The organism is Streptomyces rishiriensis (genome assembly GCF_003112535.1).
In the GTDB taxonomy this organism is placed as follows: domain Bacteria; phylum Actinomycetota; class Actinomycetes; order Streptomycetales; family Streptomycetaceae; genus Streptomyces; species Streptomyces rishiriensis.
In genome coordinates this window covers 113,704-126,518 of sequence record NZ_BEWA01000002.1, presented here as the reverse complement: position 1 = coordinate 126,518, position 12,815 = coordinate 113,704, and the positions used below count along the sequence as shown (strand labels likewise).

Annotated in this window: 12 protein-coding genes; 10 read left to right on the top strand and 2 right to left on the bottom strand. The window is 74.1% G+C overall.

The window, feature by feature from the left end; genetic code table 11:
- The first annotated feature begins 32 nt into the window (after positions 1 to 32).
- Positions 33 to 1,265, top strand: coding sequence for a radical SAM family heme chaperone HemW (gene hemW, locus Sri02f_RS02290; protein WP_108999778.1), 1,233 nt, complete (start codon positions 33 to 35; stop codon positions 1,263 to 1,265).
- A 43-nt stretch (positions 1,266 to 1,308) separates the two neighbouring features.
- Here hemW and Sri02f_RS02285 read toward each other — a convergent pair whose 3' ends face one another.
- Positions 1,309 to 2,115, bottom strand: coding sequence for a DUF3097 domain-containing protein (locus Sri02f_RS02285; RefSeq protein ID WP_108999364.1), 807 nt, complete (start codon positions 2,113 to 2,115; stop codon positions 1,309 to 1,311).
- Positions 2,116 to 2,157: 42 nt separating this feature from the next.
- The gene (locus tag Sri02f_RS02280; protein ID WP_108999363.1) at positions 2,158 to 2,883 is read right to left on the bottom strand and encodes an MBL fold metallo-hydrolase; all 726 of its coding nucleotides are present in this window, start codon (positions 2,881 to 2,883) and stop codon (positions 2,158 to 2,160) included.
- 160 nt (positions 2,884 to 3,043) lie between these two features.
- On the opposite strand from Sri02f_RS02280, the gene hrcA reads away from it, so the two are divergent.
- The 9 genes from hrcA to Sri02f_RS02235 all read left to right on the top strand — a co-directional run bounded on the left by hrcA (position 3,044) and on the right by Sri02f_RS02235 (position 12,806).
- Positions 3,044 to 4,060 carry a heat-inducible transcriptional repressor HrcA gene (hrcA, locus tag Sri02f_RS02275; protein WP_069767684.1) on the top strand — a complete coding sequence of 339 codons (1,017 nt, stop codon included), beginning with the start codon at positions 3,044 to 3,046 and terminating at the stop codon, positions 4,058 to 4,060.
- Complete coding sequence (gene dnaJ, locus Sri02f_RS02270) at positions 4,061 to 5,197, top strand: molecular chaperone DnaJ (RefSeq protein WP_108999362.1); 1,137 nt, start codon at positions 4,061 to 4,063, stop codon at positions 5,195 to 5,197.
- 88 nt (positions 5,198 to 5,285) lie between these two features.
- Positions 5,286 to 6,419, top strand: a complete 1,134-nt coding sequence (locus tag Sri02f_RS02265; RefSeq protein ID WP_108999361.1) for a nitronate monooxygenase — start codon at positions 5,286 to 5,288, stop codon at positions 6,417 to 6,419.
- Positions 6,416 to 7,162, top strand: coding sequence for a 16S rRNA (uracil(1498)-N(3))-methyltransferase (locus tag Sri02f_RS02260; RefSeq protein WP_108999360.1), 747 nt, complete (start codon positions 6,416 to 6,418; stop codon positions 7,160 to 7,162). The genes Sri02f_RS02265 and Sri02f_RS02260 overlap by 4 nt, the downstream gene beginning before the upstream one ends.
- Before the next feature lie 16 nt (positions 7,163 to 7,178).
- The gene (locus tag Sri02f_RS02255) at positions 7,179 to 7,571 is read left to right on the top strand and encodes a VOC family protein (protein WP_108999359.1); all 393 of its coding nucleotides are present in this window, start codon (positions 7,179 to 7,181) and stop codon (positions 7,569 to 7,571) included.
- A gap of 121 nt (positions 7,572 to 7,692) precedes the next feature.
- Positions 7,693 to 8,193 (top strand): hypothetical protein, encoded by a 501-nt coding sequence (locus Sri02f_RS02250; protein ID WP_108999358.1) that lies wholly within the window; start codon positions 7,693 to 7,695, stop codon positions 8,191 to 8,193.
- Between the two features lie 45 nt (positions 8,194 to 8,238).
- Positions 8,239 to 11,439 carry a S41 family peptidase gene (locus Sri02f_RS02245; RefSeq protein WP_108999357.1) on the top strand — a complete coding sequence of 1,067 codons (3,201 nt, stop codon included), beginning with the start codon at positions 8,239 to 8,241 and terminating at the stop codon, positions 11,437 to 11,439.
- 101 nt (positions 11,440 to 11,540) lie between these two features.
- The gene (locus Sri02f_RS02240) at positions 11,541 to 11,894 is read left to right on the top strand and encodes a histidine triad nucleotide-binding protein (protein WP_108999356.1); all 354 of its coding nucleotides are present in this window, start codon (positions 11,541 to 11,543) and stop codon (positions 11,892 to 11,894) included.
- 6 nt (positions 11,895 to 11,900) lie between these two features.
- Positions 11,901 to 12,806, top strand: coding sequence for a ribonuclease Z (locus Sri02f_RS02235; RefSeq protein ID WP_108999355.1), 906 nt, complete (start codon positions 11,901 to 11,903; stop codon positions 12,804 to 12,806).
- The last annotated feature ends 9 nt before the right edge of the window (positions 12,807 to 12,815 follow it).

The following is a 12,815-nucleotide window of genomic DNA, read 5'->3' as shown; positions in this document are numbered from 1 at the left end:
GATCGGTGCGGACGTACGGGACAATGGACGACATGCCTTCCGCACTTCCCGACGGCGAGCCGGTCCCCGACGACGGCGCGCTCCCGGCGCACGCGCTCGCCGGCGCCGCCGACCGCCCCCTCGGGTTCTATCTGCACGTCCCGTACTGCGCGACCCGCTGCGGGTACTGCGACTTCAACACCTACACCGCGACCGAGCTGCGCGGCACCGGCGGCGTCCTCGCCTCCCGGGACAACTACGCGGACACCCTGATCGACGAGATCCGGCTGGCCCGCAAGGTCCTCGGCGACGACCCGCGCGAGGTCCGCACCGTCTTCGTCGGCGGCGGCACCCCGACCCTGCTGGGCGCGTCCGACCTGGTACGGATGCTGGGCGCGATCCGCGACGAGTTCGGGCTGGCCGCGGACGCGGAGGTGACGACGGAGGCGAACCCGGAGTCCGTGGACCCGGCGTATCTGGCGGCCCTGCGCGCGGGCGGCTTCAACCGTGTCTCCTTCGGCATGCAGAGCGCCCGGCAGCACGTCCTGAAGGTCCTCGACCGCACCCACACCCCGGGACGCCCCGAGGCGTGCGTGGCGGAGGCGCGGGCCGAGGGCTTCGAGCACGTCAACCTCGACCTGATCTACGGCACCCCGGGCGAGTCGGACGACGACTGGCGGGCGTCCCTGGAGGCGGCGCTGGGCGCGGGACCCGACCATGTCTCGGCCTACGCCCTGATCGTCGAGGAGGGCACGCAGCTCGCCCGCCGCATCCGCCGCGGCGAGGTGCCGATGACCGACGACGACGTCCACGCGGACCGCTATCTGATCGCGGACGAGGTGATGGCGGCGGCGGGCTACGACTGGTACGAGGTCTCCAACTGGGCTGCCTCGGAGGCGGCCCGCTGCCTGCACAACGAGCTGTACTGGCGCGGCGCCGACTGGTGGGGCGCCGGACCCGGGGCGCACTCGCACGTGGGCGGGGTGCGCTGGTGGAACGTCAAGCATCCCGGCGCGTACGCGGCGGCCCTCGACGGCGGGCGCTCGCCGGGCGCCGGACGGGAGGTCCTCTCGGACGAGGACCGCCGGGTCGAGCGGATCCTGCTGGAGCTGCGGCTGCGGGAGGGCGCGCCGCTCGCACTGCTGCGGCCGGACGGCCTTGCGGCGTCCCGCCGGGCGCTCGGCGAGGGCCTGCTCCAAGAGGGCGCCTACGGCGAGGGACGGGCGGTGCTGACCCTGCGCGGGCGGCTGCTGGCCGACGCGGTGGTGCGGGACCTGGTGGACTAGGCGTCCCGGTGGGCCCCGGAGAGCCGCCGGGCGGCGGCGGGCGTCACGCCGGGGCCGTGACGAAGTCGATCAGTTCCTCCACCCGGCCCAGCAGCTCCGGCTCCAGGTCCTTGTAGGAGCCCACCCGCTTCAGGATGGCCTGCCACACCGCGCCCGTGTTCTCCGACGGCCAGCCCAGGGCGCGGCACACCCCCGTCTTCCAGTCCTGCCCGTGCGGCACGCGCGGCCAGGACCCGATGCCCACGGAGGCGGGCTTCACCGCCTCCCAGATGTCGATGTAGGGATGGCCGACGACCAGGGCGTGCTCGCTGGTCACCGACCGGGCGATGCGCCACTCCTTGGTGCCGGGCACGAGGTGGTCGACCAGGATCCCGAGCCGCGCGTCCGGCCCCGGGGCGAACTCCGCGACGATCGACGGCAGGTCGTCGACGCCCTCCAGGTACTCCACGACGACGCCCTCGATGCGCAGGTCGTCGCCCCACACCTTCTCGACCAGCTCGGCGTCGTGCCGGCCCTCGACGTAGATGCGTCCGGCGCGGGCGACCCGGGCGCGGGCGCCGGGGACGGCGACCGAGCCGGAGGCGGTGCGGGAGGGGCGGGCCGGCCCCGAGGCGGGTCTGACGAGGGTGACGGGCCGGCCCTCCAGCAGGAAGCCCCCCGGCTCCAGCGGGAACACCCGGTGTGTGCCGAAGCGGTCCTCCAGGGTCACGGTGCCCGCCTCGCAGCGGATCACCGCGCCGCAGAACCCGGTGCCGGGCTCCTCCACGACCAGACCGGGGTCCGCCGCGACCTCGGGGACGGGCTTCGGCTTCTTCCAGGGAGGGGTCAGGTCGGTGGAGTACTTGCGCATTCGGATGACGATAGGAGAAGTCCCGGCGCCAGGGACACACGCTCAGCGCGACACGCCGAAACGGGCCGCCAGGGCGTCGCGCTGGGCCCGCACGAACGCGGCGTCCACCGTCGCGCCGTGGCCCGGCACGTACACCGCGTCCTCGCCGCCGAGGTCCACAAGACGGTCGAGAGCGGCGGGCCAGCGGCCGGGGACGGCGTCGGGTCCGGCCTGCGGTTCGCCGGACTCCTCGACCAGGTCGCCGCAGAACACCACCTCCGGTGAGCCGGCCGCCCCGGGGACGAGGACCATGAGGTCGTGGGCGGTGTGGGCGGGGCCGACGTTGGCCAGCAGGACCTGCCGGCCGTCGCCCAGGTCGAGGGTCCACTCGCCGCAGACCGGATGGCGGGGCCGCACGAGCGTGTCCACGGCCTCGGTCGCCGCCCGCTCGTCGAGGCCGCTGCGCACCGCGTCCGCCCGCAGCTCCTCGGCCGGCACCGAGTCCGAGCCCACCGCCCCGAAGACCTCCGCGCCGGCGAACGCCCCAGCGCCGAACACATGGTCGAAATGGGGGTGGGTGAGCGCGAGATGGGTCACACGCGCGCCGGTGAGCTCCTCGGCCTGGGCCCGCAGCCGCACCCCCTCCGCCAGGCTGGACCCCGCGTCCACCATGAGCACCGCGCCCGCCCCGACGACCAGCCCCGCCGTGCAGTCCCAGCCAGGCAGCCGCACCCGGCCGACCCCCGCCGCGAGCCGCTCCCATCCGAGCTCTTCCCAAGTCACCGTCATGCCGCGACGCTAGCTGCACAACGTCCCGTGGAGGGCCGACCTTGCCCTGGGTGTACCCCACAGCCGTACACTGGCCCGGGGACGTTGGCACTCGGATGTGAAGAGTGCCAGAGGAGACGCCCAGGGGACTGGGGGACGAGATTCTTGGAGGTGCGCGCGGATGCTGAGTGAACGCAGGCTCCAGGTTCTGCGCGCCATCGTCCAGGACTACGTCGGCACCGAGGAGCCCGTGGGGTCGAAGGCGCTCACCGAGCGTCACAACCTCGGCGTGTCCCCGGCGACGGTCCGCAACGACATGGCCGCCCTGGAGGACGAGGGGTACATCGCCCAGCCGCACACCAGCGCCGGGCGCATCCCCACGGACAAGGGCTACCGGCTGTTCGTCGACAAACTGGCCGGCGTCAAGCCGATGACCGGCCCGGAGCGGCGGGCCATCCAGAACTTCCTCGACGGCGCCGTCGACCTCGACGACGTGGTGGCCCGCACGGTACGGCTGCTCGCGCAGCTCACCCGTCAGGTCGCCGTCGTGCAGTACCCGTCCCTGACCCGTTCGACCGTGCGGCACGTGGAGCTCCTCTCGCTCGCGCCCGCGCGCCTGATGCTCGTGCTGATCACGGACACCGGGCGGGTCGAGCAGCGGATGGTGGACTGCCCGGCGCCCTTCGGGGAGTCCTCGCTGGCGGATCTGCGCGCGCGGCTCAACAGCCGGGTCGCGGGCCGCCGGTTCTCCGACGTGCCGCGTCTGGTGGAGGATCTGCCGGACGCCTTCGAGGCGGAGGACCGCGGCACGGTCACGACGGTGCTCTCCACCCTGCTGGAGACGCTCGTCGAGGAGAACGAGGAGCGGTTGATGATCGGCGGCACCGCCAATCTCACCCGCTTCGGACATGACTTTCCCCTCACCATCCGGCCCGTCCTGGAGGCCCTGGAGGAGCAGGTCGTGCTCCTTAAGCTCCTTGGCGAGGCAGGGGATTCGGGCATGACCGTACGCATCGGTCACGAGATCGCCCATGAGGGGCTCAACTCCACTTCCGTGGTGTCGGTCGGTTACGGTTCGGGCAGCGAGGCAGTCGCCAAACTGGGCGTGGTCGGACCGACCCGCATGGATTACCCGGGAACGATGGGAGCGGTACGAGCGGTGGCACGGTACGTCGGACAGATCCTGGCGGAGTCGTAAGTGGCCACGGACTACTACGCCGTTCTCGGCGTGCGCCGCGATGCGTCGCAGGAAGAGATCAAGAAGGCCTTCCGGCGGCTCGCGCGCGAGCTGCACCCGGACGTCAACCCGGATCCGAAGACCCAGGAGCGGTTCAAGGAGATCAACGCCGCTTACGAGGTGTTGTCGGACCCGCAGAAGAAGCAGGTCTACGACCTCGGCGGCGATCCGCTCTCCCAGTCGGGCGGCGGCGGCGCCGGCGGCTTCGGGGCAGGCGGCTTCGGGAACTTCTCCGACATCATGGACGCGTTCTTCGGCACGGCGTCCCAGCGCGGCCCGCGCTCGCGGACCCGCCGCGGCCAGGACGCGATGATCCGGCTGGAGATCGACCTCGAGGAGGCGGCCTTCGGCACGACCAAGGACATCCAGGTCGACACCGCGATCGTCTGCACCACCTGCAGCGGCGAGGGCGCGGCGCCGGGCACCACGGCCCAGACCTGTGACATGTGCCGCGGCCGCGGCGAGGTGTCGCAGGTGACCCGGTCCTTCCTCGGCCAGGTCATGACCTCGCGGCCGTGCCCGCAGTGCCAGGGCTTCGGCACCGTCGTCCCGACCCCGTGCCCGGAGTGCGCGGGCGACGGCCGGGTCCGCTCGCGTCGCACGCTGACGGTGAAGATCCCGGCCGGCGTCGACAACGGGACCCGCATCCAGCTGGCGGGCGAGGGCGAGGTCGGCCCCGGCGGCGGCCCGGCCGGCGACCTGTACGTGGAGATCCACGAGCTGCCGCACGCGCAGTTCCAGCGGCGCGGCGACGACCTGCACTGCACGGTGACCCTCCCGATGACGGCGGCGTCCCTCGGTACGAAGGTGCCGCTGGAGACGCTGGACGGCCTGGAGGAGGTCGACATCCGGCCCGGCACCCAGTCCGGCCAGTCGATCCCGCTGCACGCCCGGGGCGTCACGCATCTGCGGGGCGGCGGCCGTGGCGACCTCATCGTGCACGTCGAGGTCCAGACGCCGACGAAGCTGGACCCGGAGCAGGAACGGCTGCTGCGCGAGCTGGCCAAGCTGCGCGGCGAGGAGCGGCCCACGGGCCAGTTCCAGCCCGGCCAGCAGGGGCTGTTCTCGCGCCTGAAGGACGCGTTCAACGGGCGCTGAGCGGTTCCCGCGGGGCCGCTCCCGGCGCCCGCCGGGCACGGGGAAGGGCCGATTCGGACTTGTTCGGAGGACGTGACAACATGCCGTCATGTCCTCCGCACTGACCGATCTCTTCCCGCATCCGATCGTGCAGGCCCCCATGGCGGGCGGTGTCTCCGTGCCCCAGCTCGCCGCCGCCGTGGCCGAGGCCGGCGGGCTCGGTTTCCTCGCGGCCGGGTACAAGACGGCCGACGGCATGTACCAGGAGATCAAGCAGCTGCGGAGCCTGACCGGCCGCCCCTTCGGCGTGAACCTCTTCATGCCCCAGCCCGAGTACCCCGGGGCGAGCCCCGGTTCCTCGGGAGCGGCCGGCGCCGCGCTCCCCGCGGCGGGCGCCATAGAGGTCTACGCCCACCAGCTCGCCGGTGAGGCCGCCTGGTACGACACCGAGCTCGGCGACCCGGACAGCGGCCGCGACGACGGCTACGACGCCAAGCTCGCGGTGCTGCTGGACAACCCGGTGCCGGTCGTGTCGTTCCACTTCGGCGTCCCCGGCGCCGACGCGCTGGAGTCCCTGCGGCGGGCGGGAACGTTCACCCTGGTCACCGCGACCACCGCGGAGGAGGCCGTCGCGGTGGAGCGGGCCGGCGCGGACGCGGTGATCGTGCAGGGCGTGGAGGCCGGCGGTCACCAGGGCGCCCACCGCGACAACCCGGAGACCGACGGCTGCGGCATCGGGCTGCTCTCTCTGGTCGCCCAGGTCCGTGAGTCGGTGCGGCTGCCGATCGTCGCCGCCGGCGGTCTCATGCGCGGCAGCCAGATCGCCGCGGTCCTCGCGGCGGGCGCGAGCGCGGCCCAGCTGGGCACCGCGTTCCTCGCCACGCCCGAGTCAGGAGCGCACGCCGTGCACAAGCAGGCCCTGACCAACCCCCTGTTCGTGCGCACCGAGCTGACCCGCGCCTTCTCCGGCCGCCCCGCCCGCGGCCTGGTCAACCGCTTCCTGCGCGAGCACGGCCCGTACGCGCCCGCCGCCTACCCGGAGGTCCACCACCTGACGGCGCCGCTGCGCAAGGCGGCCGCCAAGGCGGGCGACGCGCAGGGCATGGCGCTGTGGGCCGGACAGGGCCACCGGATGGCCCGTGAGCTGCCCGCCGGGCAGCTCGTGGAGGTCCTGCTGGCCGAACTCGCCGCAGCGCGGACAGCGTTGTCGCGCTTCCCGGCCGGTGACGGAGGCCTGTCATGACCGCCCCCGTCTTCGTCGTCGACGAACTCCCGCACTCCCGCTCCGCGTTCGTGCTGGACGGACCCGAGGGCCGGCACGCCGTCTCCGTGAAGCGGCTGCACGCCGGCGAGGAGGTCGTCCTCACCGACGGCGCCGGACGCTGGGCGCCGGGCGAGGTCGTCACGACCGAGGGCAAGGACCGGCTGGTGGTGAGTCTCGGAGAGGTGATCGAGGAGCCCGCCGAGTTCCCGCGGATCACCGTCGTCCAGGCGCTGCCCAAGGGCGACCGGGGTGAGCTGGCCGTCGAGACGATGACCGAGACCGGCGTCGACGCGATCGTGCCCTGGGCGGCCTCGCGCTGCATCACGCAGTGGAAGGGCGAGCGCGGGCTGAAGGCGCTGGCCAAATGGCGGGCCACCGCCCGCGAGGCCGGCAAGCAGTCGCGCCGGGTCCGCTTCCCCGAGGTCGCCGAGGCGGCGACGACCAAGCAGGTGGCGGCACTTGTGGCCGGGGCCGACTTCGCGGCCGTCCTGCACGAGGACCGCGCCTACCCCAGCGATCCCCTCGCGACCGCCGAACTCCCGCCCTCGGGTGAGATCGTGCTGATCGTGGGACCCGAAGGCGGGGTGTCGCCCGAGGAGTTGGCGCTTTTCGAGGAGGCGGGCGCGAGGGCTCACCGCCTCGGCCGTAGCGTGTTGCGCACGTCGACCGCCGGCACGGCGGCGACCGCCCTGCTGCTCGGCCGCACCGGCCGCTGGTCCTGACTCCCCGGGGGACACCGTGGAACTCGCCCAAGTCCGGCTGCTCGTCACCGACTTCGCCGCCTGCTACCGCTTCTACGCTGACACCCTCGGCCTCAGACCGCAGTCGGGCGCGGCGGACGGGCCGTACGAGAAGTTCAGCCCCGCCGCCGGCTCGGCCGGCATCGCCCTGCAGGACCGGGCGATGATGGCCGCCGTCCTCGGTGAACTGGGCGACGCGGCGAGCGGGCACCGCTCCCTGGTGGTGCTGCGCGTCGACGACCTGGACGCGTACTGCGCGCAGATCGTCGCCCGGGGCGCGGTCCTGCTGCGGGGCCCGGCGCCGATGACCGACCGGATGCGCGTGGCCCATCTCAAGGACCCCGAGGGCAATCTGGTGGAGCTTCAGCAGTGGCTGCTGCTGCGGGGCTGAGCGCCACCGCCGTCACGACCGCCGGGCCTCCACGGCAGAACCCGCGCCGAGGCAGAACCCGCGCCGAACGTGACCGCATACGGGCTACCGGACCGGCCGCCGGAGTGGCACGCTGCCCTCCATGGGGGCTTTGAGGCGTATTTGGCTTCTTCCGGCGGCGGCCGTGGCCGCGCTGGGCGTCGTGGCGTGCGAGCCGGGCGGGCTGAGCAGCATGTCGGTCGCGTACACCACCGACGAGGCGACGACCGCGGAGATCCAGCGGCGCCACGTGAACGTGCGCTGGCTGACCTGCACGGCACGCTACGAGGACCAGGGCAGGGCGGGGGCCGCGGCCTCGGTCGACTGCCGGGGCAAGACCGGCGACGGGCGGGACATCACCGTCACCGGGAAGGTCACCCGGGCCGTCGACGGGACCTGTGTGCGCGGGGACCTCACCGCCGTCGTGGGCGAGAAGCAGCTGTTCCGGGTGAGCGGGCTCGGCGACTGCGGGTCCGCGACGCCGTCGCCGGTGGGCCGGTCGCCGGGCGGCCCGGCCGGTACGGCGCGGCCGGACGTCCGGCCGACGGTCACCGTGACGGTGACCGTCACCGAGACCGTGCACGCGGGCGCCGTGGGGAAGTGATCGAAACCCCTGACCAGCCGCACCGCCGGTGCCTACAGTGATGCGGTGACCCAGCCCGCGACGCCTGCCGCGTACCTCAGATTCCCGCACCTGCACGGCGAGTCGGTGGCCTTCGCCGCCGAGGACGACGTGTGGCTCGCGCCCCTCGACGGCGGCCGTGCCTGGCGGGTCAGCGCCGACAACGTGCCGGTCTCCACGCCGCGCATCTCGCCCGACGGGGCCACCGTCGCCTGGACCTCCACCCGCGACGGCGCTCCCGAGGTGCACATCGCCCCTGTCGACGGCGGCCCCTCCACCCGGCTGACGTACTGGGGGAGCCGGCAGACCCGGGTGCGCGGCTGGACCCCGGACGGTGACGTCCTCGCCGTCAGCAGCCATGACCAGGCCACCCTGCGCCGCACCTGGGCCCGCGCCGTCCCCGTCGACGGCGGACCGGCGACGACCCTGCCCTACGGGCCCGTCGGCTCCGTCGCCCACGGCCCGCACACCGTGCTGCTGTCCGCGCCGATGGGCCGCGAGGCCGCCCACTGGAAGCGCTACCGGGGCGGCACCGCGGGCAAGCTGTGGATCGACCGGGACGGCGAGGGGGAGTTCGTCCGGCTGCACGAGGACCTCGACAGCAACATCGAGTGCCCGGTGTGGGCGGGCGACCGGATCGCGTTCCTCTGCGACCACGAGGGCACGGGAGCCCTGTACTCCTCCCTCGCCGACGGGTCCGACCTGCGCCGGCACACCCCCCTCGAGGGCTTCTACGCCCGCCAGGCCGCCGGCGACGGCACCCGCATCGTGTACATGTCCGCAGGGGAACTGTGGCTGCTGGACGACCTGGACGGCGCCGAACCGCGGCGGCTCGACGTCCGCCTCGGCGGCCAGCGCGCCGACCGCCGCCCCCACCCGGTCGCCGCCTCCCGCTGGCTGGGCGGGGCGGCGCCCGACCACACCGCGCGCGGCAGCGTCGTCGAGGTGCGCGGGGCCGTCCACTGGGTCACCCACCGCAGCGGGCCCGCCCGCGCGCTCGCCGCCGAACCCGGCGTCCGCGCCCGGCTGCCGCGCGCCTTCCGCACCGAGGGCGAGGAGTGGGCCGTCTGGGTGACGGACGCGGAGGGCGAGGACGCGCTGGAGTTCGCCCCCGCCACCGGACAGACCCCGGGCGCCACGCCGCGCCGGCTCGCCGCCGGACGGCTCGGCCGGGTCCTGGAGCTCGCCATGGCCCCCGACGGCAGCCGGGCCGCCGTCGCCGCGCACGACGGGCGGCTGCTGCTCGTCGAGCGGGAGACCGGCGAGGTCCGGGAGGTCGACGCCAGCCCCGACGGCGAGGTGTCCGGCCTGGTCTTCTCGCCCGACTCGGCCTGGCTGGCCTGGTCGCACCCCGGCCCGCGCCCGCTCAGTCAGCTCAAGCTCGCCAACGTCACCGACCTGTCGGTCACGGAGGCCACCCCGCTGCGCTTCCGGGACTACGCGCCCGCCTTCACCCTCGACGGCAAACACCTCGCGTTCCTCTCCACCCGCGCCTTCGCCCCGGTCTACGACCAGCACGTCTTCGACCTCTCCTTCGTCGCCGGCGCCCGCCCGCACCTGATCACCCTCGCGGCGACGACCCCGTCCCCCTTCGGCCCGCAGCGGCACGGCAGGCCGTTCGAGGCGCCCGACAAGGAGGAGACGCCCGACAGCGAGGGAACCCCGAGCACCCGGATCGACCTCGAAGGCCTCGCCGACCGGATAGTCCCCTTCCCGGTCGAGGCCGGCCGCTACTCGGGGCTCGCCGCGGCCAAGGACGGCGTGCTGTGGCTGCGCCACCCCGTGCGCGGTGTCCTCGGCGCCTCCCGGGCCACCCCGGACGACCCCGACCCGCACACCGAGCTGGAGCGCTACGACCTCGCCCAGCAGCGCATCGAGCACCTCGCCGCCGACGCCGACGGCTTCGAGGTCAGCGGCGACGGCAAGCGGCTGCTGCTGTGGACCGACGGCAAGCTCAAGGTCGTGCCCAGCGACCGGCGCGCCTCCGGCGACGAGGACAGCGACAGCAACGTCACCGTCGACCTCGGCCGGATCAGCCGGATCGTCGACCCCACCGCCGAGTGGCGGCAGATGTACGACGAGAACGGCCGGATCATGCGGGACAACTTCTGGCGGCCGGACCTCGGCGGCGTCGACTGGGACGGCGTCCTGGACCGCTACCGGCCCGTGCTGGAGCGGGTCGCGACCCACGACGACCTCGTCGACCTGCTCTGGGAGGTGCACGGCGAGCTCGGCACCTCGCACGCCTACGTCATGCCGCGCGGCGGCCACGGCCGCGGCGCCCGGCAGGGGCTGCTGGGCGCGGACGTCTCCCGGCACGAGGACGGCAGTTGGCGCATCGACCGCGTCCTGCCCTCGGAGACCTCCGACCCCGACGCCCGCTCCCCGCTCGCCGCGCCCGGCGTGGCGGTGCGGGCCGGCGACGCGATCCTCGCCGTCGGCGGACAGCCGGTCGACCCGGTCACCGGGCCCGGGCCGCTGCTCGTCGGCGCCGCGGACAAGGTCGTGGAGCTGACGATCTCGCCGTCCGGCGGGGGTGAGCCCCGGCATGCCGTGGTCGTGCCCGTCGCGGACGAGGAGGCGCTGCGCTATCACGCGTGGGTCGCGGACCTGCGGGCGTATGTGCACGAGGCCTCGGGCGGGCGGCTGGGCTATCTGCACGTGCCCGACATGCAGGCGCCGGGGTGGGCCCAGATCCACCGGGACCTGCGGGTCGAGGTCGCGCGCGAGGGGCTGATCGTGGACGTCCGGGAGAACCGGGGCGGGCACACCTCCCAGCTCGTCGTGGAGAAGCTGGCCCGGCGGATCGTCGGCTGGGACGTGCCGCGCGGCGTGCGGGCCTCCAGCTATCCGGAGGACGCGCCCCGGGGGCCCGTCGTCGCCGTCGCCAACGAGTTCTCCGGGTCCGACGGGGACATCGTCAACGCGGCGATCAAGGCGCTCGGGATCGGGCCGGTGGTCGGCACGCGCACCTGGGGCGGGACGGTCGGGATCGACAGCCGCTACCGGCTGGTCGACGGGACGCTCGTCACGCAGCCCAAGTACGCGATCTGGCTGGAGGGGTACGGGTGGGGCGTGGAGAACCACGGCGTCGACCCGGACGTCGAGGTGGTCTGCGCTCCCCAGGACCACGCGGCCGGCCGGGACGTCCAGTTGGACGAGGCGGTGTCGCTGGCGTTGGCCGCCCTGGAGTCGACGCCGGCCAAGACGCCCCCTTCGCTGCCCTGACCGCCCCGCCGCCCCGTGAGCACGAGCGTGAGCGGGCCCGGGGCGGCGGCCCCCGGATACGATGCCCCCGTACTGATCGACTTCGGCTGAGGAGGACCCGCATGGCAGGGGAACCGCAGGACGACTGCCTGTTCTGCAAGGTCGTCTCGGGGACGATCCCCGCGACGATCGTGCGGGAGACCGGCACGACCGTCGCCTTCCGGGACATCAACCCGCAGGCGCCCACGCACGTCCTGGTGATCCCGAAGGCGCACTACCGGGACGCCGCCGCCCTCGCCGCCGCGGCCCCGGAGCTTGCCGCCGACGTCCTGCGCGAGACGCGGGCGGTCGCGGAGGAGGAGAAGCTGGAGAGCTACCGCACCGTCTTCAACACCGGCGCCGGCGCGGGCCAGACGGTCTGGCATGCCCACGCGCACGTCCTCGGCGGCCGCGGCCTGCACTGGCCCCCCGGATAGGCCGTCGTGTCCGTACGCGAACTGGTGGTGCTCGGCACCGCCAGCCAGGTCCCCACCCGGCACCGCAACCACAACGGCTACTTTCTGCGCTGGGACGGCTCGGGCGTCCTCTTCGATCCCGGCGAGGGCACCCAGCGCCAGATGGTGCGCGCCGGGGTCGCCGCGCACGACATCCACCGGATCTGCGTCACCCACTTCCACGGGGACCACTCCCTCGGCCTGGCCGGCGTCATCCAGCGGATCAACCTCGACCAGGTACCGCATCCGGTCACCGCGCACTACCCGCGCTCCGGGCAGCGCTTCTTCGACCGGCTGCGCCATTCCACCGCCTACCGCGAGACCGTCGGCGTCACGGAGGCCCCCGTGGACACGGACGGAGTCCTGGCCACCGCCGCCTCCTACCGCCTGGAAGCCGCCCTGCTCTCGCACCCCGTCGAGTCCTACGGCTACCGGCTCGTCGAGCCCGACGGCCGCCGCATGCTGCCCGAGCTGCTGGCCGAGCACGGCGTGCGGGGACCGGACGTGGGCCGGATCCAGCGGGAGGGCTCCGTCGGCGGGGTGTCGCTGGACGACGTCAGCGAGGTGCGCCGCGGCCAGCGGTTCGCGTTCGTCATGGACACCCGGCTGTGCGAGGGGGTGCACGCCCTCGCCGAGGGCGCCGACCTGCTCGTCATCGAGTCGACCTTCCTCGACGAGGACGAGCGGCTCGCCGTCGACCACGGGCATCTGACCGCCGGTCAGGCGGCCCGGGCGGCACGGGACGCGGGAGTGCGGCATCTGGTCCTCACGCACTTCAGCCAGCGGTACTCCGACCCCGGGGAGTTCGAGCGGCAGGCGCGGGCGGCCGGGTTCGAGGGCGAGCTGACCGTGGCGCACGACCTCCAGCGGGTGCCGGTCCCGAAACGCCGGTGAGGCGGTCGT

Excerpts from the sequence above, each read along its gene's own strand:
- hemW (WP_108999778.1), top strand. The coding sequence starts at position 33 with ATGCCTTCCGCACTTCCCGACGGCGAGCCGGTCCCCGACGACGGCGCG.
- Sri02f_RS02285 (WP_108999364.1), bottom strand. The coding sequence starts at position 2,115 with ATGCGCAAGTACTCCACCGACCTGACCCCTCCCTGGAAGAAGCCGAAG.
- Sri02f_RS02280 (WP_108999363.1), bottom strand. The coding sequence starts at position 2,883 with ATGACGGTGACTTGGGAAGAGCTCGGATGGGAGCGGCTCGCGGCGGGG.
- hrcA (WP_069767684.1), top strand. The coding sequence starts at position 3,044 with ATGCTGAGTGAACGCAGGCTCCAGGTTCTGCGCGCCATCGTCCAGGAC.
- Sri02f_RS02265 (WP_108999361.1), top strand. The coding sequence starts at position 5,286 with ATGTCCTCCGCACTGACCGATCTCTTCCCGCATCCGATCGTGCAGGCC.
- Sri02f_RS02260 (WP_108999360.1), top strand. The coding sequence starts at position 6,416 with ATGACCGCCCCCGTCTTCGTCGTCGACGAACTCCCGCACTCCCGCTCC.
- Sri02f_RS02250 (WP_108999358.1), top strand. The coding sequence starts at position 7,693 with ATGGGGGCTTTGAGGCGTATTTGGCTTCTTCCGGCGGCGGCCGTGGCC.
- Sri02f_RS02240 (WP_108999356.1), top strand. The coding sequence starts at position 11,541 with ATGGCAGGGGAACCGCAGGACGACTGCCTGTTCTGCAAGGTCGTCTCG.